Origin of the sequence: Bifidobacterium miconisargentati, assembly GCF_019331675.1 — a bacterium.
In the GTDB taxonomy this organism is placed as follows: Bacteria; Actinomycetota; Actinomycetes; order Actinomycetales; family Bifidobacteriaceae; genus Bifidobacterium; species Bifidobacterium miconisargentati.
Genome location: NZ_JAHBBJ010000010.1, coordinates 69,472 through 91,867 on the forward strand (window position 1 = coordinate 69,472; position 22,396 = coordinate 91,867).

At 64.6% G+C, this 22,396-nt stretch carries 15 protein-coding genes; 8 read left to right on the plus strand and 7 right to left on the minus strand.

All coding sequences use genetic code 11. The annotated features are described in order from the left end of the window. Positions 1 to 227 precede the first annotated feature (227 nt). A complete protein-coding gene (locus KIH81_RS07475) occupies positions 228 to 1,316 on the plus strand; it encodes a homoserine kinase (RefSeq protein WP_214304794.1) in 1,089 nt (362 codons plus the stop codon). Between the two features lie 243 nt (positions 1,317 to 1,559). On the opposite strand, the gene KIH81_RS07480 is transcribed toward KIH81_RS07475, so the two are convergent. The 5 genes from KIH81_RS07480 to KIH81_RS07500 all read right to left on the minus strand — a co-directional run bounded on the left by KIH81_RS07480 (position 1,560) and on the right by KIH81_RS07500 (position 7,955). After that, positions 1,560 to 3,383 (minus strand): hypothetical protein, encoded by a 1,824-nt coding sequence (locus KIH81_RS07480; protein WP_214304795.1) that lies wholly within the window; start codon positions 3,381 to 3,383, stop codon positions 1,560 to 1,562. A gap of 13 nt (positions 3,384 to 3,396) precedes the next feature. Then, positions 3,397 to 4,881: a hypothetical protein gene (locus KIH81_RS07485; RefSeq protein ID WP_214304796.1), complete on the minus strand. Its 1,485-nt coding sequence runs from the start codon at positions 4,879 to 4,881 to the stop codon at positions 3,397 to 3,399. 1 nt (position 4,882) lies between these two features. Beyond that, on the minus strand, positions 4,883 to 5,764 hold the full coding sequence (locus KIH81_RS07490; RefSeq protein WP_214304797.1) for an ABC transporter ATP-binding protein: 882 nt from the start codon (positions 5,762 to 5,764) through the stop codon (positions 4,883 to 4,885). Between the two features lie 135 nt (positions 5,765 to 5,899). Further along, positions 5,900 to 7,147: a hypothetical protein gene (locus KIH81_RS07495; RefSeq protein ID WP_214304798.1), complete on the minus strand. Its 1,248-nt coding sequence runs from the start codon at positions 7,145 to 7,147 to the stop codon at positions 5,900 to 5,902. Further along, on the minus strand, positions 7,131 to 7,955 hold the full coding sequence (locus KIH81_RS07500; protein ID WP_214304799.1) for an RNA polymerase sigma factor: 825 nt from the start codon (positions 7,953 to 7,955) through the stop codon (positions 7,131 to 7,133). The genes KIH81_RS07495 and KIH81_RS07500 overlap by 17 nt, the downstream gene beginning before the upstream one ends. A gap of 164 nt (positions 7,956 to 8,119) precedes the next feature. Here KIH81_RS07500 and KIH81_RS07505 point away from each other — a divergent pair, with 164 nt between their 5' ends. After that, a complete protein-coding gene (locus tag KIH81_RS07505; protein ID WP_214304800.1) occupies positions 8,120 to 9,592 on the plus strand; it encodes a Maf family protein in 1,473 nt (490 codons plus the stop codon). Positions 9,593 to 9,673: 81 nt separating this feature from the next. Here the strand turns inward: KIH81_RS07505 and KIH81_RS07510 are convergent, their stop codons facing one another. Next, positions 9,674 to 10,876, minus strand: a complete 1,203-nt coding sequence (locus tag KIH81_RS07510) for an aldose epimerase family protein (protein ID WP_214304801.1) — start codon at positions 10,874 to 10,876, stop codon at positions 9,674 to 9,676. Further along, complete coding sequence (locus KIH81_RS07515) at positions 10,873 to 11,733, minus strand: AraC family transcriptional regulator (RefSeq protein ID WP_214304802.1); 861 nt, start codon at positions 11,731 to 11,733, stop codon at positions 10,873 to 10,875. Before KIH81_RS07515 ends, KIH81_RS07510 begins: the two co-directional genes overlap by 4 nt. Positions 11,734 to 11,960: 227 nt before the next feature. Here KIH81_RS07515 and KIH81_RS07520 point away from each other — a divergent pair, with 227 nt between their 5' ends. The 6 genes from KIH81_RS07520 (at position 11,961) to KIH81_RS07545 (ending at position 22,370) form a co-directional block, all read left to right on the plus strand. After that, a complete protein-coding gene (locus KIH81_RS07520) occupies positions 11,961 to 15,305 on the plus strand; it encodes a tetratricopeptide repeat protein (protein WP_214304803.1) in 3,345 nt (1,114 codons plus the stop codon). Between the two features lie 591 nt (positions 15,306 to 15,896). Then, positions 15,897 to 17,147 carry an ABC transporter substrate-binding protein gene (locus KIH81_RS07525; RefSeq protein ID WP_214304804.1) on the plus strand — a complete coding sequence of 417 codons (1,251 nt, stop codon included), beginning with the start codon at positions 15,897 to 15,899 and terminating at the stop codon, positions 17,145 to 17,147. 11 nt (positions 17,148 to 17,158) lie between these two features. Further along, positions 17,159 to 18,160: a carbohydrate ABC transporter permease gene (locus KIH81_RS07530; RefSeq protein WP_236029413.1), complete on the plus strand. Its 1,002-nt coding sequence runs from the start codon at positions 17,159 to 17,161 to the stop codon at positions 18,158 to 18,160. A gap of 59 nt (positions 18,161 to 18,219) precedes the next feature. Next, on the plus strand, positions 18,220 to 19,047 hold the full coding sequence (locus KIH81_RS07535; RefSeq protein WP_214304820.1) for a carbohydrate ABC transporter permease: 828 nt from the start codon (positions 18,220 to 18,222) through the stop codon (positions 19,045 to 19,047). A gap of 245 nt (positions 19,048 to 19,292) precedes the next feature. Then, entirely contained in the window at positions 19,293 to 21,581 is a 2,289-nt protein-coding gene (locus KIH81_RS07540; RefSeq protein ID WP_214304805.1) for a beta-galactosidase, read from the plus strand. Between the two features lie 126 nt (positions 21,582 to 21,707). Beyond that, positions 21,708 to 22,370 carry an HAD family hydrolase gene (locus tag KIH81_RS07545; protein ID WP_214304806.1) on the plus strand — a complete coding sequence of 221 codons (663 nt, stop codon included), beginning with the start codon at positions 21,708 to 21,710 and terminating at the stop codon, positions 22,368 to 22,370. Positions 22,371 to 22,396 lie beyond the last annotated feature (26 nt).

The window sequence follows — 22,396 nt, forward strand, 5'->3', positions numbered from 1 at the left end:
CCCTCAGTCAGCTTCGCTGACAGCTCGTCCTGCAATTACGGACGAACTTCGTTCGCATGTTGTTGGCTCGACTGTCGTCTCGCACATTGCCTACAAACAGCTCTGCTGTTTGCTTTACGGCAACGTCCTCACAGAGGGGAGCCTGTGTATGTGGTTTCGGCTCCCCTCTCTGAGAGGAGCCGGCTGCGGAGCAGGCTGAGGGGAGCTCGTTTTTTTAAGGAACAACCATGAATCCAATCTGTTCACAGGTGCGCGTGCGCGTGCCCGCCACGTCCGCCAACCTCGGCTCCGGCTTCGACACCGTGGGCTTGGCACTCGACTACCACGACGAGCTCACCTTCACGCTCAATCCCGACCCCGCCGACGGCATCGCCCACGTGTTCATCCACGGCGAGGGTGAGGACACGCTCCCGCGCGACGAAACCCACCTGGTGGTCTCCACCTTCCGCCGCGCCTGCGCCACGTTTGGTCTGGGACGTCTCGGCTTCACGCTCGAGGCCACCAACAACATTCCGCAGGCCCGAGGCATGGGTTCCTCCGCCGAGGCCATCGTGGCCGGCATCGCGGCTGCCGCGGCCTTCGCCCAGCCCGGCGAGCTCAACCGTCCGGCCATCTTCGACATGGCCGCGCAGATCGAAGGCCATCCGGACAACGTGGCTCCGGCCGTATTCGGTGGCCTGACCGTCTCCTGGGACTTCGCCACCGCCGAAGGCGTCGGCTCGGTGGCCATCCCCGGCGGCGAACCGCTGCATGGCGGCTTCCACACGGTCAACTACCCGGTCGACCCGGCCATCACCGCGGCCGTGTTCGTGCCGGACTACGAGCTGTCCACCGAAAAGGCGCGTCAGGCGCTGCCTAAGGAAGTGCCTCATAAGGACGCGGTGTACAACGTGTCCCGTGTGGGACTGCTGCCGGCCGCGATGAATCCGGTGGTGCTGGCACAGGCCGAGGCCCAGGGTGGCGCCGATGCGCTGGGCGGAAACTCCACAGGCGCAGGTGCCGGTCAGGTGACTCCCGCCGCGTTCGCCACCGCGGCCGCGCAGGCCAATGCGCTGCTGTTCACGGCCACGCAGGATCGACTGCATCAGCCGTATCGCACGCCACTGATGCCGCCGTCCGCCGAACTGATCGAGTTGTTCCGTGCCAAGGGCTACGCCGCCGCCGTCTCCGGTGCCGGCCCGTGCGTGCTCGTGCTGCACTACGGCAACGCACGCGAGGCCATCGACCAGGTGGCCGCCACTCAGCTGGCATCCGGGCACTGGCGCGTGCTGCACCTGCCCATCAACACCAAGGGTGTGGAGATCGAACGGCGCTAGGGGAGGAGCCCGATCGGTGTGACTCCTTATCGGCCCTCCTACTGCTGAACAACCACGAAACAGACACTATGTATGCGGCTGAACGAAGCATCCGCATACATAGTGTCTGTTTTGCTCTGTAAAACCTCACTAAGTATGCGAGGCCATGGTCGGGCCGCATACTTAGTGACGGTTCGCGTCGGCCGGCATTGATGTACAGCGGTCGGCAGTGGCTCATACCGGCTGCAGAACCGACGCAGCCGGTCAGCTCATCAACAATTCGCGGCGACTGAGCCGGAACGTCGAAAACACCCAAGCCGCCGCGGACAGCGCCAGCACGCCCAACGGCATCCACGCCTCCAACCCCGGCACGGTCAGCCGGTTCGTGAACCAGTTGCCCATGAGGAACATGTTCTGGAAGTAGATGAACCGTGAGGGCAGCAGCACGAGGGACAGTAGCGGCACCATCACCAGCAGCATCCGGATGATCGAGCGCATCGACCGGCACAGCCACGCGCCCAGCATCGTGACCGCCAGCGTCAGCACCAGCACCGTCGCGCTGATGATCGCCAAGTACTGCCCGAACGTCCAATAGGCCCACGGCACGATCGGCGCGCCAAACAGGTATTCGAGCGAGATTCCGGCGATAGCCGCATTAGAGCTGAGATTCAGCACCGGCACGGCAAGGAAGTCGCGCAACATCACCGTCAGCGGAATGCCGAACACGGCCAGCGAAGTCACGCCGATGATCAGCGAGCTGGCCGCCGTCGCAGCCACGCGCGCGTGCTGTCCGGCACGGCCCGCACGCGACGCCCATTGCAGTTGCGTCATGCGACGGCCGCGGTCGCGCACCATCACCGGCACGGTCATCGCGGCGGAGGCGATCACCGAGAACACGGCCACCATGGTCGCATACGCCCACGTTTTTTCCACCACGTTGTACTGTATGTAGCTGGATCGGCCGGGGTCCGCGGCGTAACGGGCCAGCCGCTCGGTCACGGCCTTCGGCATCGTGCCGGGCACGCGGTATGACTGCGAACCGAGCGAGGCGTCATTCGGGTCGCATCCGGTGCCGAGCTGGGCGTCGTCTGCGGTGTCGCTGTTGTTGCTATCGTTTGTTGATTCGGAACTACTGGCGTCCGCGGCACCGGTATCGCCAGTCCCGCTCGCGCTGGAACCGTTGTCATTGGTGCCGTTGTCGCCCGCGGGGCTGGATTTGTTGTCCCCGGTGCTGTCTGTCGCACCGTTGGCGGCATCACCGGTCCCGGTCCCGCCGCTGCCGTTCGACTCGCCGTCGGTCTCGTTCGTGACCGTCTTGCCGGTGATGTCCGTGGTCGCGCATCCGCCGGAGATCGCGGCCGACCAGCCGTTTTCCGCCTCCGCCCGGTAATCGTGTTCGAACTGTTTCTGCAATGCCGTGATCGGATGATCGGTGCTGGCGGTGGACCGCAGCATCTCCACCGAATTGGTCAGATTGTGCTGCGCGTCGGCCTGCGTGATGGGGAAATGCCTCATCAGCAGGCTGATGTTGTACAGATCCTGCAACGCCTCGGAATCCCTGAGGATGATGTGTTCGGCCTCTCCCATGGCACGTTGCTGCTTCTCGCTCATGTGCTCTATCGGGTCCTTTGCCCGTTTGGCGGCGGCGATGGCCGCGCTTTCAGCCGTACTCGCACCGGTCGAAGTCTTGCCGTCGGTGCGAGTATTGGGCGCACTGGTTGGGTAGAACGGCGTTCTGCCAACAATCGAGTCGTTCCAGCGCTCATAGCCGGCGAAATCGTTGATTCTGAGTGTCTTGGCCTCGTTCGGGTGCGCTTGGATATCGCGTGTCACCTGCTTTTCGAGACGGGGAATATCGGCCTTCATCCTGTCAATAGTGGCTTTGTCGGTGAGTGGGCCATACCGCTTGATAAGCCGTCGCTCGCCGGTGAGGGCAAGTGAGGTGCCGGGCTCGTAGGCCTCGGTGGCGGTGTAGTCGTCGAAGGCCGGCAGGATGCCGACGAACGTCCACAACGCACCCATCGCGATGAGAATCAGTACGGGAAGCGGGCGCCAGATCTTGCGCATCTCCGCTGCGAACAATGTCATGATGGCTCCTTTGCTATTTCAGGTCTTTACGATTGAACGAACGCCGCGCCAGCAGCACGCCAGCCGTGAGATACATCAACGAGCACGCGGTCACGCCGGTCTCCCAGAACGCGGTCGGCGCGTCGAGCCCGAGTTCGGTGAACCACTGTTCACGCAGCAGCAGCACGCCCACCGGATTGAATCCGCCGACCCACGCAAGCCACGGCAGTCCCAATGAACGCGCCGCGCCCACAAGCCCGATCACCAGCAGTACGGCCACTCCCGCGAGTCCCGCCACCGCGAATGTATCGCGAATCAGCAGTTCCAACACCGCCGTGAACAGCGCGAAGCACAACGTGACCGCCAATCCCAGCGCCAGCCTCACGAACAGGTACTGTCCGATGGTCAGATCCCACCAGGTGATGAACGGCTGTTGCCCGAACACCGTGTTGAACTGGCTGGACACGCTCGCGCTCCACACGCCGCGCACATCGAACACCATGAGATACGGCACCACGATCGCCGCCACGAGCATCAGGTACGCCGTTGCCGTGGCGATGAGTCCCGCCGCGATTTTCGGCGCCGTGAGCCGTCGGCCCGTGCGGGTGGTCATCAACAGCTGCTCGGTGCCGGACGTGCGTTCGGAACCGAGCGCCAACGCCATCAGCAGCACCGCCAGCGCGCAGGTTTCGAAGAACAGATAGCCGGTCATGCGAGACCAGTGCAGCAACGTGTCATCGGTGGCCGTCCCGGCCGCCAGGTCCATCGCCGCCCCGGTTGCGGTCAGATGCGTCACGCGAGCGGCATAGGCATCGTACTTGCGTTGCATCAGCCAGGTGGCCACCGGATCGCCGGCGACCTGCGTGAGCATCGCATCGCGCATGGGTGACGGATCGTAGGAGGCGAGCGTGTTCGTCACGCCCGCGGTGACGGCTGTGAGCTGTCGGTGCAGTTCGTCGTCCGTCAGCGTGGAATCGGCGGGGATTCGTGCGGTGATAACGATTGCGTCGGTGGCGTTGGTTTCTTGGGTTGGCGATGCGTCGGCTGCCGTGCTGTCGGCGGCGGTATCGTCGGTGCCGGCGGTTGACTGGGAGGGAGACGTGTTGGTTGCGGCAGGCACGCCGGGCGTCGTGCCGCCGGCAGCGGTGTCGTTGGTGATGTCGGCGACAGTGCCGTTGCCGGACTTGACGGAACCGGTATCGACCTGCGCAAGCTTCCGGCTGAAGTCGGTGCCGGTCCTGCCGCCGATGGTCACGGTGACGGCGCTCGCGTAATTATGCAGCGCGACGGTGTTCGCAGGCACGGTCGCGGCCAGCATGAGATTCACCAGTGCGAACACGGCGACGAACGCCCACACCAACGGCAGTCGCGCGATTTTGACCAACTCGGTGCCGGTGAATCGCAGAGGATGCAGGGCGGTTCGGGTTGCGCCGGCGGCTGCGATCCTGGCAGCGGTCAAGTCCGTCACGCTGACGCCCGATTGGAGCCGTGCGTGCCGTGCAGGTTGTGACGTGCTCATCTCAGCCTCCGTAGATGACCAGGAAAGCGTCTTCGAGATTCGGCGCCACCGCGACCGGGCCGGTGGGCACGATGCCCGGTGCCGGCAGACTCGAGGCTCCGGCGATGGGCTCGGGCGAGTAGATGCGCAGCCGCGTCACGCCGCCGTACTGCACTTCGGACAGCAATCGTTGTCCGAAGTGCAGCGGCATGTCCGCCGGTACCTCGTAGATCTTGCCCTCCATCGACTTGCAGATGTCGGCGGGCGCGGCGTTGGCGAACACCGTGCCGTCGCGCAGCATCACGATATGGCCTGCGATCGTTTCCAGATCGGAGACGATATGGGTGGAAAGGATGACGATGCGATTGGCGGCGAACGAGTGGATGATGTTGCGGAAGCGCACGCGCTCCTTCGGGTCGAGGCCCGCTGTGGGCTCGTCGAGGATGAGGATGCGCGGGTCATGCACGAGCGCTTGCGCGATGCCGACGCGCTGGATCATGCCGCCCGAGAACGTTCGCATCCGCTTGTTCGCGGAATCCGCGAGCCCCACCATGTCCAGCAGGGTGTTGATGCGTTCGTCAAGCCCGGCGCGCGGCATGCCCTGCAGTGCGGCGATGTAGCGCAGGAACTGGCGTGGCGTGTAGTTCGGGTAGTAGCCGAAATCCTGCGGCAAGTAGCCGACCTGGCCGCGATAGCGCTCGCCGAGGGCCGTGATGTCCTCGCCGTCCAGCCGGATCGCGCCGGTGTCGGGGAAGAGCAGCGTGGTCATGAGCTTCATCAGCGTGGTCTTGCCAGCGCCGTTCGGGGCGAGCAGGCCGTAGACGCCGTGGTCGAACTCCAGGTTGATGTCGTGCAGGATGGTTTTGCCGGACAGTTTCTTGGATACGTTGTCAACAGTGAGCATGGTAGGTCCTTTCGGGTGGAAGCGAGCAGCACCTTTTCTTGGCTCCCCTTGTCAGGGGAGCCGTCGGCAGAGCCGACTGAGGGGTAGTTAAAGGTATTGAGCCAATTCTGGTTTTGGTACAGTCAGACGTGACAATCAGGCGAACCGCGCGACGGCAGGGGAGAGGCGTACGAATCGGTTCATCGCCGCGAAGTAGGCGATGCCCGTCGCCACGGCGGTGACCAGCGCGACCGTCGGCGGCAGACCAGTCAGCAGCGGAGTCAGTACGTCGTGCCAGACCAGCAGCACCGCGCCCAGCACTACCCATGCGGTCGGCACCACGGCCATCGACCACGGCCATCGGCAGCGCACATCCGCCGCCAACTGCGCGATGCCGAAGAGGAACAGCGCGCTGAACGCCACGCCCAGCAACGTCGCCAGCGAGAACCGGGAGATCGGGGCGTTTGTCGTCATGAGGAATCCGGCCGTTTCGGTTGCGTTCGGCATGCCTGCCGCACCGGTTATGCCGCCCGATTCGACGAGTCCCATCTGCATGCCGACCGCGTTGACGCACAGCCCGTATGCCACGATGAGCGTGGCCGCCACCGCGCCCATCACCAGCATGCGCAGCGCGCACAGGCGGACGAACGACCAGCGCATCGTGCGCAGCAGTTCGTCGGTCCGCTGTTCGTGCTCGCGCCAGCGCACCAGCAGATGCGTGGCCTCGTACAGGAACGGTGCGGCCAGGAACATACTTGCGTACAGGATGCCGGGGTCGGTGAAGACGCGCGCGCCGTCGGACAGTATCCGCAGGAACGGGATCAGCCAGACGGCCACGGTCATCACCAGTGCCACGGCCACGCAGTCCCATGCGCCGAAGAACAGGTCCCGCAGGCGCAGGGAGCCGCGCGCCTCGCGCAACGTGGACCACAGGGTGACGCGCTTGGGCACTCCCGCTTGGACCGCCGTTGCGATCGCGTGTTCGCGGCGCAGCGGCGAGGCTGCCAAAGCGTTGGCGATGGCAGTGTTGACGGCTTCGTCTGCCGATGTGTTCTCCGGAGCATTGTGCGGGACAGTTGCGTGCGTAACGAGGGCATCGTATGAGGCATTGCCGTCAGTATGGCCGGCATACGGCACTGTGGCAACGCCGACATTGGTCGTACCGGCAACCGTGCGCGCCCCGAACTCGGGCTCGTCCGTAGCGGCCGCGGCTGCCGTACGTGCCGCTAGGGCCTGCATGATGCGGGATTCCATACGGTCGAAGTCACCGCGGTCGGCGGCCCGGTTGATGGTGTCCGCAGTGGCGTTGACAGTGGCATTGGCCGTGGTGCTGACCGTACGGCCGCTGCCGTCGAAACGGTCAACGGAATCCGCGGTGATGTTGCGATCAGTCTGCTCGTTCATCGCCGAACTCCTTTCGAATCGCTTGGATAAGTCGGTAGTAGCGGGCCTTCACGGCCTCCGTGCGCTCGCCGCGGGCCTGCGCGATCTGCGGGAACGTGAGCCCTGCGGCCGTATGCAGGTGGAAGATCTCTTGGGTGCCGGCGTCGAATCGGGAGACGAACGTCTCGATTCGGGCCAGCAGGTCGGCGTCGGCCTGCGATTCGGCCGGATCCCGCGCCTGCTTGGTGCCGGCGACGGGCTCGGCGGTGCCGTTGGCAATGGCGTTGCCAACGATGTCACTGGTGCCGATGCCGGTGTCAGTGCTGGGCCGTGGATCCAACGGCGTGGTCGTGATGCGTTGCGCCCGCCGCGCGTCGATCACCTTGCGTGAGGCGATGGCGTACATCCAGGTGCGCACCGACGCCTTGGCGGGGTCGTAGGTGGATAGCGCCCGTAGGACGGCGATCATTGTCTCCTGCGTGAGGTCGAGCGCATGGTCGCGGTCGCCGGTCGTGCGCCAGATGAAAGCGCACACGTCATCGAAATACGCGCGCACCAACTGATCGGCCGCTTCCTGCGAACTATGGCGGACGATGGCGCGAATCAGACGACGATCGGTCGCGGCGCGGGTTTCGGTAGCCTCGTCGGTCGCGACATGGGTTTCGTCGCGGGCATTGGCGTCGCCGGTGGCTTTGGCGGGCCAGGCCGTGTCGTCGGACGTGACATGTGCGTTGGCTCGGCCGTCGGCGGCATTGGCGGCTTTGGAGGTTCCGGCGGACGTACCGTTACGCCCGCCTCCGCCCCTTCGTGCCGCCGTAAACCAACCCATGACCGTCTCCCTTTCGTCGCGTTCACAGGTATATACGTGCGAAGCTCGCGAATCGTTGCACGGAACTTCACCCGGGCGTGTCGAAGATGTAAGGATGCGGCCAGGGCCAATGCCCGCGCCAATCCATACAATGCAAGGTAGTGAACCTAAGCCAGGAGGGTTGAATGTCCATTCCGCTGATTCTTGCGTCCAAGTCCAAGCCGCGCCGCGATGTGCTGTATGCGGCCGGCATCTGCCCCACGATTCGCGTCTCGCATGTGGATGAGCCCGCCGCGCTGGAGTCCGCCGCCCGGACCGCCGGCGTGACGGTCGATGACCTGACCGTCGATCAGCGGGTGATGATCCTGGCTGAAGCCAAGGCTCAGGCCGTGCACCGCGCCTACCGCAATGTGGCCGCGACGGCCGCCGCCGCGACCGGCGAGCGCGTGATCGCCTACCCGTTGCGCGCCGCCGAAGTGCAGGCCGAGGACGCCGCCGAGTCCGGCTCCGGCGCGCCAAACGCCACTGCTGAGAAATCCCAGTCCATCGACTACTCCAAGGACCGCATCGCCACCACCCGTGACTTCTCCGGCGTGGACATGCCGACCGTCACCGAACCCATCTCCAACGTCATCGCCATGCAGCCGGGACTTACGCGCGCCACGGTCGGCCCGCTCATCATCGGCTGTGATTCGATGTTCCTGCTGGACGGCGAATGCTACGGTAAGCCGCACAGCGCCGAAGTCGCGCGCGAACGCCTGCGCAGGATGCGTGGGGCCAGCGGCGAGCTGTGGACCGGCCACTGCGTCATCGACTTCGCCACCGGTCGCGTGGCGCGCGGGGCCAGCCACGCCGTCGTGAAGTTCGGCGACTTCACGGACAAGGACATCGAACGGTACATCGCCACCGGCGAGCCGTTGGAAGTGGCCGGATCGTTCACGCTGGAAGGCTTCGGCGGCGCGTTCATCGACGGCATCGAAGGCGACCCGCACGGCATCATCGGCATCAGCCTGCCGCTCCTGCGCAAGCTGACTCGCGAACTCGGCGTGGACTGGACCGACCTGTGGAACGTCAAGCGCGGCGAAAGCGCGCCCGAAGCAGCGGATGCGGCCGGCATCCCGGCGGCGGGCAAGGATAACCTGCCGCCCGTGGAGAACGTGCACCAGCCCGGCGATGGTTGGGTGGACTGCGCCTGCGGCCGCAAGCATTGGGGCACCAACGGCGCGTCCGGCATCCTACTGGCCCGCCGCGACCCGGCCACCGGCAAGGTGACGGACGTGGTGATGCAGCATCGCGCGGCATGGAGCGCGGAAGGCGGCACGTGGGGCATCCCCGGCGGCGCCACGGCGGACGGCGAATCGCCCATCGAGGGCGCGCTGCGCGAAAGCTACGAGGAGGCGAACATCACCCCCGAGGACATCGAGGTGGTCGGCTCCTACCGTGAGGATCACGGGCCGTGGGCGTACACCACCGTCTTCGCGTTCGAAAAGCCCGGCCACCATGTCGAGCCGCGTGCGAACGACGACGAAAGCAAGGAGATCTGCTGGGTGCCGATCGACGACGTGCCGAACCGCAAGCTCCTGACCGCCATGAAGACTGACTGGCCCCGCTTCGCCGCCCGCCTTCGCGAGTTGGCCGGCGCATACGCGGCCAAGTAGACTCTTATCGTTCCTGTTGGGCGTCACGCGAGGCTGGCCTGCGTGGATTCGGTCAAGGTGGTGCCGGTGCCCGTCCGTTCCTTAATCTTTTCCGGCGGGGATGGACTGGTGCGGGGAACTGCCCTCCACCGTGAATTCCCAACGGATGTGGAGCCGGTAATGTTGCCCGGCGGGCAGCTCGGGGGAGCGTTCGGATGGGTCATTGATGGAGTTCGGCACGAAGCCGGGCTCCAGGGCGTAGCCGGCCGACGGGCCGTACGTGTGCCCGCTGGTGCCGGGAACATCTTCCATGAATCCGGCGCTGTAGAAGAGCACGGCCGGGGCGTCGGCGTATTGCGTCATGCGGATGCCGGTGCGCGGGCTGTACGCGCTCGCCAGTTTGCGCAGTCCGTTGCTGTTGGCCGGCTTGCGCGGGCTGTCTGATGCGCCGGATGCATCTGGTGCATCAGGATGGCCCGGTCCGTCTGGCTTGCTCCCGTCCAACCGGCTCGGCTCGGGTACGGCGGCGTCCGGCAGTTGCCCTGCGGCGTCCTCGAACACGAACGCATGGTTGTATCCGCGTGCGGCAAGAATCTGGGCATCGCCCGCATCGAGTCCCGACCGCAGGGCCTCGCCGATGACACGCGGCGTACGGAAATCCATCGCCGTGCCCTCGACCGGGGCATGGGCCAGCGGAATGAACCGCTCATCGGTCGGGCAGAAGCGGTCGGTGAAGATCTGAAGTTCCTGATCGAGCATGTCCCCGCTGTCCTCTCCCGAAAGGTTCCAGTAGGCATGGTTGGTCATGTTGGCGATGGTGGTCCGGTCGCAATCCGCGTCGATGACGAGGTCCAGCGCGTTTCCGGCAACGCCGTAGCAGGCCCGGATATCCATCGTGCCCGGGAATCCCTGGTCGCCGTCCGGCGAGGTCAAGGCCAGCGTCACGTACTCCTGCCCATATTCGATGACGGTCCAGCGGCGATGTTCGTAGCCGTCCGGTCCACTGTGCGAACTGTTGATGCCCTCGTTGGCCGCCAGTTGGTAGGTTTCGCCGCCGATGATGCACCGTGCGCCGGCGATGCGATTCGCGTTGCGGCCGATGATCGCGCCCAGGTAGCAGTCGTCGTGTTCGTAGTCGCCCGCCGAGGGCAGCCCCAGCAGCACGTTCGTGGGATTGCCGTCGCGATCCGGCACGATGACCGACATCAGCCGCGCCCCGTAATCGGTCACTTGCGCGCTGATGCCGGGACTGGTGCCGTCGTCGTCGCTGCCGGCATTGCCGATGCGCATCGTCATGGGAGTCATCGTCCCACCTCGCTCTGCCGGCGGAATTCGATGGGGGAGACGCCGTTCTTGCGCTTGAACGCGGCGCAGAACGTGCTGGTGTCGGTGAAGCCGCACTCCTCGCACAGCTGCTTCAACGGGATGTCCGAATTGATGAGCAGGTACTTCGCGGCGTGCATGCGTGCGTCCACGATATAGGCGTGCGGGGTGTATCCGGTCTTCTTCTTGAAGACGCGGATGAAATGGTATTCGCTCATGAACGCGCGCGCCGCCAGTTCGTCGATGGGCAGCGGGTCGCTCAGATGATTGGAGATATAGGCGAGCACGTCTTCGATGGCGTGCGGCTGCCGCTGCACGGTGGCGTCGCTGTCGGAGGCGGCCATCGCGAATTCGGTGAGGATGTCCGTGATGTACTTCGCCATCTGAGCCTCGCTCACGCGCGATGCCGTATGGAACGTCTCGTAGATATTGGACATCCTGGTCAGCGCGTAGTTCGGATCCCGCAGCGAGAACACCGAGCCGAGCTTGCCGTTGATCAGGTCGAAGTAGGCGCGCGCCATCGTGCCGTCGAAATGCAGCCACAGCACCTCGCTGTCCTCGTCGGTGCCGTATGAGTGGTGCCCGTAGCAGTCCAGCAGCACGAAGTCACCCTTCCGGGCCTGCTGCTCGCCCTGATCGGTGCGGACGGTGAACGATCCGCTGCGCAGGGCCATGATGAGGAAGCTGTCGAACGAGCTGCGCTCCTGCCGGTAGCCGGCCTCGTAATGGAACAGTCCCGCGCGCAGCGGGTACATGAACGTGCTCAACGCCGTTTTGCTGGGGGTGTAGATGTAGAACTCCGAGTCCGCGTTGTCGATGTTGTGCTCCGCAGGTTTCATGGGTGTCTCCAACCTCTCACGCCGCGAGGCCGTCCTCGACCCGCTCGGCGATGTGTCCGATTGTGTTCATCATAATGAATCCGCAAGACTTCGGCATGCGCAATTTTTCTCTATGACATGGCAGGAAAACTTTAGAATGCGCAGAAAAACAGGTTTAGTCTGTAAGCAAGTAATCAATGGATTACACATTACGTAACCAGCATGAGCATCCGACGGAGGAGCACATCATGGCCGTCACCATCACAGACACCGTCATCACCATCCCCACCTATGAGATCGGCGCCGCGGACAAGAACCCGGAGTTCATCGAGAAGCGCGTCTACCAGGGCAGCTCGGGCCGCGTCTACCCGTACCCGGTCATCGAGACCATCAGCGACGAGAAGCACGACAAGGCGTACAAGGCCGTCATCATCGAGAACGAATACCTCGAGGTGACCGTGCTGCCCGAGCTCGGCGGCCGCATCCAGTATGCCAAGGACAAGACCAACGGCTACGACTTCGTCTACCGCAACGACGTCATCAAGCCCGCGCTCGTGGGTCTGACCGGTCCGTGGATCTCCGGCGGCATCGAGTTCAACTGGCCGCAGCACCACCGCCCGACCACCTACCTGCCGGTCGACTACAAGGTCGAGGAGCTGGCGGACGGCGGCAAGGCCGTGCTGTGCCACGACACCGACCAGATGTACGGCACCCAGGTCATCACCAAGATCGCCCTGCATCCCGGCAAGGCGTACATCGAGATCTCCGCGCAGCTGTACAACGGCACCTCGCTGCCGCAGACCTTCCTGTGGTGGGCCAACCCGGCGGTTCCGGTCAACCAGCACACCAAGACCGTGATGCCGCCGGACGTCATCGCCGTCATGGACCACGGCAAGCGCGACGTCTCCCGCTACCCGATCGCCACCGGCACCTACTACAAGCACGACTACTCCGAGGGTGTGGACATCGGCCGTTACAAGAACGTGCCGGTGCCGACCTCCTACATGGCCGCGCATTCCGACTACAACTTCGTGGGCGGCTACGACTTCGGCGAGCAGGCCGGCATCCTGCACGTGGCCGACCACCACGTCTCTCCGGGCAAGAAGCAGTGGACCTGGGGCAACGGCGACTTCGGCCGCGCCTGGGACCGCAACCTCACCGACGCCAACGGCCCGTACGTGGAGCTCATGACCGGCGTCTTCACGGACAACCAGCCCGATTTCACCTGGCTCAAGCCGTACGAAGGCAAGACCTTCACCCAGTACTTCATGCCGTACAAGCAGGTCGGCCAGGTCAAGAACGCCTCCATCAAGGCCGCAGTGAACCTGGAGATCGGCCCGGAGGACACGTTCGGCGCCGCCGGCGAGACCGAAGGCATCGAGGCGCAGGGCCTCAAGGCCGGCCAGGGCCGCGTGACCGTGTACGCCACGAGCATGTATGAGAACGCCACCGTCACCGTGACCGCCAAGGACGGCAGGACGCTGTACTCCTACACCGGCACCATCAGCCCGAACGACATCGTCAAGGCCGAATTCGAGACCGGAGACGTGCCGGCCACCGAAATCACCGCCACCGTGGCCGACGCGGACGGCAAGGTCCTCATCGACTACACCCCGCAGCCCAAGAAGATCGAGAAGCTGCCGGAGCCGGCCAAGGCCGCCGACGAGCCCGAGAAGATCGCCACCAACGAGGAGCTGCTGCTCGCCGGCCTGCACCTGGAGCAGTACCGTCACGCTACCTACATGCCCGACCCGTACTACCTCGAAGGCCTCAAGCGTGACCCGGAGGACGCCCGCATCAACAACGCCTACGGTCGCCTGCAGCTGCGCCGCGGCGTGTTCAAGTGCGCCGAAAACCACTTCCGCACCGCCATCAAGCGCCTGACCAAGCACAACACCCAGCCGTACGATTCCGAACCGCACTACAACCTCGGCCTGGCCCTCTTCTACCAGGGCGAGTACGACAAGGCCTTCGACGCCTTCTTCAAGGCCACCTGGGACGACACGCAGAAGGAGCGCGCCTTCTTCTACATGGCCGCCATCGCCGCCCGCCGCGGCGACTTCGCGGACGCGCTGGAGTACGTGGACAACGCCCTGACCCGCAACACCATGAACATCAAGGCCCGCGGACTGCGCGCGTACGTGCTGCGCAGGCTCGGCCGTACGGACGAGGCCGCGGCGGCGCTCGCCGAGAACCTGAAGATCGACGAGTTCGACTTCGTCTCCGGCAACGAGCGCGTGATCGCCGGCGCCGATCCGGCCGAACTCGCCGACCTCATGCGCGGCTTCCACGAGAACTACCTGCAGGCCGCCCGCGACTACGCCCTGTTCGGCGCCTACGAGGAAGCCTTGGGCCTGCTCGCCAAGGCCGACCAGACCAAGCCGATGGTCAAGTACTACGAGGGCTACTACCTCGCCGAACTCGGCCGCGACACCGAGGCCAAGGCCGCGTTCGAAGCCGCCGAGGCCGCACCGAGCGACTACTGCTTCCCGAACAAGCTGGAGGACATCGCGCCTCTGGAGAAGGCCATCGAAGTGGTGGACGGCGCCAAGGCCCCGTACTACCTCGGCTGCCTGTACTACGACAAGGTCCAGGCCGAGAAGGCCATCGCCCTGTGGGAGCAGTCGCGAGACCGCGACCCGGAATTCCCGACCGTGCACCGCAACCTGGCGCTCGCCTACTACAACAAGCGCGGCGACGCAGCCTCCGCCGGCCGTGAGATCGAGGAGGCCTACCGCCTCGACGAATCCGACGCCCGCGTGTTCCTGGAGCTCGACCAGCTGCACCGCAAGGTCGGCTGGACCTACGACCAGCGCCTCGAGGAGTTCGAGAAGCATCTCGACGTGGTGGCCGAACGCGATGACCTGTACATCGAATACCTGACCGTGCTCAACCAGACCGGCAACTACGCCAAGGCCTACGAGCTCATGGGCCAGCGCCGCTTCCACCCGTGGGAGGGCGGCGAAGGCAAGATCACCGGCCAGTACCGCATCGCGCTGACCCTGCTCGCCAAGGACGCCATGTCCGCCGGCGATTGGGCCAAGGCCAAGGACCTGCTCACCCGGACCCTGTCCTACCCGCACAACCTCGGCGAAGGCAAGCTCGAAGGCCAGAAGGACAACGACATCCACTACTACCTCGGTGTGGTGGAACGCCACCTCGGCGACGAGACGGCCGCGGAAGCCGAATTCCGCCAGGCCGCCATCGGCCCCGACGAGGTGAAGGGCGCCATGTACTACAACGACCAGCCCGCCGAGATGATTCTCTTCCAGGGTCTCGCCCACAAGGCGCTCGGCGAGGAAGGCCCCGCCAACGCCCGCTTCTACCGCCTGCTGGACTACGGCGAGCAGCACCTCGACGACAAGGTCAAGATCGACTACTTCGCCGTCTCGCTGCCGGACTTCCTCATCTTCGAGAACGACTACACGAAGATGAACCGCATCCACTGCCTGTACCTCATGGCGCTGGCCAACATCGGCAACGGCGACAAGGCCAAGGCCGCGGAGTTCCTGCGGGACGCCCTGGGCCTCGACCCGAGCCACATCCAGGCGAACCTGTTCGCCGACGAGATCGCCAACCGTCACGTGCTGTGACGCGCCCGACCGCTCTCCGTGCAAGCTAGGCGCCTGCGGCCCTCGTGACCGCCAGCGCGTCTGATTTCGGCCGGTTCCCCACCTCCGAGGGGAGCCGGCCTTTTTATGATGGTGCTGCCCGAAGTCTGACGCATCCCCCATTCTTGGCTCCCCTTGTCAGAGGAGCTGTCGGCGAAGCCGACTGAGGGGTAGTCTCCGTAACAGTCAAATGCGGGAAACCAAGCAAATATATGGTCTGCGAATGGTTGTTAGAACAGTATCAAGGCGGGATACTGGAGTCATCCATTCCCGATATGCCGGATGCCCGGCCCATTGGGGTTCAGCAAGCGAAGGAGACATGCCATGAACGCACGCAACAGCGGAAAGGCTGACTCCCCTCCCATAATGCAAAAGCAATTTTTCACTATTCGTAAGCAGGAAAAGCAAACAAACACATCAAAAACAGCCATACGATAGTATCAACAAACAACAACATAGAGGGATGACACAGCAGTCATTCCCCTCAAGAAATCCATAACTGTTGACGGGCATGCGAAACCCACCAATGCCGGTGGGCTGGCGCGAGCTCGCCCTGAAGAAAGGAAACCTCCCATGAAGTCCCTGAAATCACTGATCGGTGCGGGCGTCGCCGTCGCCATGATCGCATCCCTGGCCGCCTGCGGATCGAGCTCCGCCTCCGGCAAGACCGAGCTCTCGTTCTTCGCCAACAACACCCAGGACCTGTACCAGCCGATCATCGACGCCTTCGAGAAGAAGAACCCGGACATCAAGATCAAGTTCAGCACCACCAACGGCGCCCAGGCCGGTTACCAGCAGACGCTCCAGACCCGCATCTCCGGCGGCCAGCTCGCCGACGTCTACGTGGCCCCGCCCGAGCAGCTCAACGACCTGGTCAAGAACGGCGTGGCCAAGGACCTGACCGACGAATCGTTCATGGACCGCATCGGAGACACGAACAAGGCGCAATCCACCATCGACGGCAAGGTCTACAGCATGTCCGTGACCGCATGGACCAACGCCTACGCCTACAACAAGGACCTGCTCGCCAAGGCCGGCTACGACACCATCCCCGAGACCTGGGACGAGTTCATCGACATGCTCAAGGCCCTGAAGGACGCCGGCGTGGACAAGCCCTACCTCGAGCCCAAGGCCGGCCTCGGCGCCCTGGTGGAAGGCTGGATCGGCTACGACTCCTCCAAGCAGTCCAAGAGCATCGACCAGCAGATCGGCGACGGCGACTCCACGTTCGCCAAGAGCTACACCAAGTACTACAAGGAATGGGCCAAGCTCTTCGGCGCCGGCGTGATGGGCTCCGAGGTCACCGGCCTCGCGGACGACCAGGTCCGCTCCGAATTCGCCGCCGGACGCCTCGCCGTGATGCCTTCCGGCTACTGGGACGTGAACACCTTCAAGAACGCCGGCATCAACTTCGCGTTCGGCCGCATGCCGATGCTGCACAAGGGAGATACGCCGTTCGCCCCCGGCTCCGCCGACTCCGGCTACGCCATCAACGCCAAGATCGACGGCAAGAAGCTCGAGGCGGCCGAATCCTTCCTCGACTTCCTCTCCTCCGAGGAGGGCCTCAAGCTCATCCAGGACAACCTCGGCCTGATCCCGGCCACCAAGAACTACACGCCGGACATCGACGCGACCTTCACCGAGCCGTACGACCTGTACCTGAAGACCGGCAACGTCTACCTCAACACCCTCGGCTGGCCCACCAGCGGCCGCAGCGCCCTGCGCGCCGAGACCTTCGCCCAGCTGCAGCAGGTGGCTCTCGGCTCCATCACCCCCGCCCAGGCCACCGCCAACCTGGACACCAAGCTCAAGACGCTGTCCTGAAGGTGAACGACATGTCACAGGCAACCGCAATGATCTCCGCGCCCGCCTCCTCCGCGGCGGGCGCGGCCCCGGCCCGGGCCATCGGTCTGGACCGGAACCTCGAAGCCATCCACGCCAAGGACCGCAAACGCCGCAACCTCATGGAGAACCTGACCTCGGTGAGGTTCCTCCTCCCGCTGCTCGCGGTGTACATCGTCATCGTGCTGATCCCGTTCCTGCAGAGCATCGTCTTCAGCCTCACCGACTACGACGGCTATGACTTCGCCAACGCCAAGTTCGTCGGCATCGCCAACTACCAGGCGATCTTCCAGGACCAGACCCTGCTCGCGGGTCTCGGATTCACGTTGCTCTACACCATCGCCACCACCGTGCTCATCACCGCCATCGCCCTGCCCCTGGCCGTGACGCTCAACCGGAAGTTCTTCGGACGCAACTTCGCCCGCTCCCTGTTCTTCTTCTTCTCGGTGCCGTCGATGGCCGTGCTCGGCCTGGTCTGGCAGTACATCTTCTCCCCGCTCGGCACCGGCGCGGTCAACACGGTGCTCGGCAAGCTCGGCATCAGCCCGGTGCCGTGGCTGTCCGACCCGACGCTCGCCAAGTTCTGCGTGATCTTCATCGCCGTATGGGCCCAGGTCGGCTGGCACGCCACCCTGTACCTCGCCTATCTGCAGGCCATCCCCGCCGACCTGTACGAACAGGCTTCGGTGGACGGCGCCACGCGCGGCCAGCAGTTCGTCCACATCACCCTGCCGCAGATGGTGCCCGCCATGGGCGTCTCCATCTTCATGCTTCTGACCGGCGGTCTCAAGGTCTACGATTTGCCGTTCACCCTCACCACCGGCGGCCCCGGCAACGCCACCTACACCGTCACCCAGTCCATCATCGTCACCGGCATCGGCTCCGGCCGCTACGGCGTGGGATCCGCGCTCGGCGTGATGTTCTTCCTGTGCTGCGTGATTCTCGTGGCACTGCAGCAAATCGTCACCTCGCTGATCGAAAAGAGGCTGTCATGACCGCACAGCAGACAATGCAGCAGACTTCCCCCGCGGCGCCCGCCTCACACGGACTGTCCATGAGCCAGCGCGAACGCATCCGTTCCGCCATCCGCTCGGTGGTGGTCATCGCCATCGCCCTGATCTGCGCCGTGCCGCTGTATGTGGTGGTGGTCAACACCTTCAAGAACTCGGGCGACATGGCCGCCGACCCGTTCGGTCTGCCCACGCACTTCACGCTTGAGAACTACGCCTACGCGCTGGAGAACCTGCCGGTCGTGCAGGCCACCATCAACACGCTGATCGTCACCGTGGTGGGCGTGTTCTTCATGGTCATCATCGGCGCACTCGCCGCCTACGGCATGGTGCAGAAGCGCAGCAGGCTCACGGCCGGCATCGGCGCCTTCCTCATGCTCTCGTTCGTGATCCCCGGACAGACGCTGCTCATCCCGCAGTACAAGATGGAGGCGCAGTTCGGTCTGGTGGACACCCTGCTCGGCCTGATTGTGCTGTACCTGGCCGGTGCCACCTTCTGCTACTTCCTCATCGTGCAGTACATGCGCGGCCTGCCCCAGGAACTGTTCGAGGCCGCACGCCTCGACGGCGCGGGCCCGTTCCGCATCTTCTGGCAGATCGTGCTGCCGCTCATCCGCCCGATCCTGGTCACCGTGGTGGTCTTCGAGACCATGTGGACGTGGAACGACTTCATGACCCCGAACATCTACATCTCCTCGACCGAGAAGCAGACGCTCGTGCTGCAGGTGTTCAACGCCATGGGCCAGTTCAGCACCAACTGGCCGCTGTTCATGACCATCACCACCATCGCCCTCATCCCCGTGTTCCTCTTCTTCATCTTCTGCCAGAAGTGGATCGTCGCCGGCCTCGTGGCCGGATCGGTTAAAGGCTGAGCCGTTAAGCGAACAGTCCAGTGGACTGTTCGTAGGCTCAGCCTGAGCGAGGCGATAGCCGAGCGAAGGTTATATTGAGCCCTCGCGTAGCGAGGTCCGTAATTGCGGGACTGACGCGGTAAGCGAACTAACGAAACTTCGTTTCGTTCTTCGCCGTAGGCGAGTCCGTAATTGCTGGGCCAGGGGCGAGCCACTGCTCCCGCCACTCCCATCTCATGCTTCTTATCTCCGAAAGGCAAAAACCCATGTCCAACACCCTCGACCTGACCGGCTTCACGCCGAAGGCCATCACCCCCTTCTCCATCACCCGCAACGATTGGGGAGTGGCCCCGGACGGCACCGCCGTGGACTTCACCAACTACTACATGACCTTCGACGGCAAGCCGTTCTACGGGGTCTGCGGCGAGTTCCACTACTCGCGCATGGACCCCTCGCGCTGGGACGAGCAGCTCGCCAAGATGGTCGCCGGCGGCATCAACGTCATCGCCACCTACGTGTTCTGGAACCATCACGAGGAACACGAGAACCAGTGGAACTTCACCGGCCGTCGCAACATCCGCCGCTTCATTCGGCTGTGCGCCAAGCACGGGCTCAAGGTCATCGTGCGTCTCGGCCCGTTCGACCACGGCGAGGTGCGCAACGGCGGTATCCCGGACTGGATGTACGGCAAGCCGTACGAGGTCCGTTCCGTGGACCCCGGCTTCCTGGACAAGGTGCGCGACCTGTACGCGCACATCGCAGCACAGCTGGACGGCCTGTACTTCAAGGACGGCGGCCCGATCGTCGCCGCCCAGCTGGACAACGAGTACATGCACTCCTCCTCCCCGTGGGAGATGACCACCGGCATCACCAACGAATGGGTGCCCGGCGGCCATGACGGCTTCGCCTACGTGCATGCCCTGCGCCGCATCGCCGAGGAGGAAGGCATCTCGGTGCCGTTCTACACCAACACCGGCTGGGGCGGCTCCCCGGTGCCCGACGACGTACTGCCGCTGTGGGGCGGCTACGCATACCGTCCGTGGCTGTTCTACGCGGGTCCCGGCGAGCATCCGGTCACCGACGAATACGTGTACCGCGACTTCCACTCCAACGACTGCCCGCGCGGCGAGGAATTCGCCCCCACCTACGAGCCGGAAACCAAGCCGTATGCCTGCTGCGAGATGGGCGGCGGCATGTTCAGCTCGTACAACTACCGCTTCGTCCTGCCGATGAAGTCCGTGGACGCCATGTCCAACATCAAGATGGCCTCCGGCTGCAACTTCCTGGGCTACTACATGTTCCAGGGCGGCTCGAACCCGATCAGCGACGGCATCTACCTGAACGAAAGCCAGCTGCCGAAGATCTCCTACGACTTCCAGGCGGCGCTCGGCGAATTCGGTCAGGCGCGCGAATCCTACCGCCGCATGAAGGCCGTGCACTACTTCGCGCTGGCCTTTGCCGAACGTCTGTGCCCGCTGGGTGTGGCCGTGCCGGAAGGCCAGGAGTCGATCGCCCCGACCGACATGGACGCCCTGCGCTGGTGCGTGCGCACCGATGGCGAACGCGGCTTCGTGTTCCTCAACAACTTCCAGGACCACGCCAGCATGCCGGCCAAGCACGGCGAATCGGTCGAGGTCACGCTGGCTTCCGGCGAGACCGTGCGGTTCGACGGCATCGGTCTGGCCTCCGACGAGAACTGCATCCTGCCGTTCAACATGGATCTCGACGGCGTCGCGCTGACCGCCGCCACCGCGCAGCCGGTCACCGTGATCGCCCCTGCCGGTGCGGCACACCGCACCTTCGTGTTCCTCAGGCCCGATGGCATGGATGACTGCTGGTTCCGTTTCGCTGACGGCACCGTGCACCATGTGCCGGCGGATGCGGATGTGGAATCCTTCCCGATTTCGGACGAGGCCGGCCATGCGGTGGACATCGTGTGCCTGAGCCGTGCCAAGGCCGATGCGATGACCGTGATCGGAGGCAAGGCGCTGGTGTTCGCCGGCGATCCGGTCGCACAGGATCCGGCCCGGCCCAGCATCGTCAACGACGGTGCCGCCGTCTACGAACTGGACGGACGAATCGTCGTGGAATCCACTCGGCCGAACGTCACCGTGAGCTCCTATCCCGCAGGTTTCCTGGCCGAGCAGAGCGTACGGTACCAGCCGGTCGCCGCGGAGCCCGTCGTGCGGAAACTGTCCGACACGCGCTACGTCATCGACCTGCCCGACGATCTGCTCGCCGCCGACGGCGTGGAGGACATGCGCCTGCGCGTGCGCTACTCGGGCGACATCGGCTGGCTGTGGTGCGGCCGCACCCTGGTGGACGACAACTTCTGCAACGGCGACGTGTGGGAGATCGGACTCAAGGAATACGTGCAGCAGCTCGAGGACAACCGCAACCAGCTGGTGCTCACCATCACGCCCATCAAGGAAGGCGCGAACGTGAACGTGGAATCCGCGATGGCCGCCCGCATGGAGAACGTCGACCAGCAGACGGCGGGACTGGAGTCCGTGACCCTGCAGCCGGTGTACCAGACGGTTCTGCACGCGGCCTGATCGGTTCGGCTCTGTTGAACCAAGATCGATGGATCCATGGGATTGATGTCGAATCTTGGTTCGGCAGAGCCGACTTGCTTTGTAGGGTGATCAATCGGAGACCGCAATGGGGGAGCTGTGTGCCGAGTGAAATATGAGCATCGTGGTTCTGCCGCATGGACGCCCAAGGCCGTGCTGTGGGACCTGGACGGCACCCTGGTCGACTCCGACCCGCTGTGGGTGGCCGCCGAACGTCATTGCGCCGAATCGAACGGCGTGGCCTGGAACGAGGGATTGAGTCTCAGGATGACGGCCGCGCCGCTGCCGGTGTGTGCGAAGGTGCTGCAGGAGGCGGGCGTGCGGCTCGACGCGGACGTGATCGTCGCCGCTCTGGTGGCGGATGTCACCGCAATGTACGGCGACGATGTGCCGTGGACTCCGGGCGCATGGGATGTGCTGACCGGGCTGCGCCGGCACGGCATCCCCTCGGTGCTGGTCACCGGTTCGCCGTTCTCGCTCGCCTCGCGCGTGGTGGCCGCGGCTCCGGAAGGCGCGTTCGTCGGTATCGTCAGCGGGGACGACGATATCCCGCACAAGCCCGATCCCGCGCCCTACCTGCGTGGCGCCCGTCTGGCCGGGGTGCCGGCCGCCGACTGCCTGGTATTCGAGGATTCCGCCAGCGGCGTCACCTCCGCGCTAGCGGCCGGCGCCCACGCCATAGGCATCAACGCCTGCGCCCGCACCCCGCTGCCCGCCGACGCCGCCTATCCGGTACTCGACTCCCTGCGCGACTTCCGGCTGGGGGAGTAGCCTCGCGTTTTTTGTGAGCTGCGATG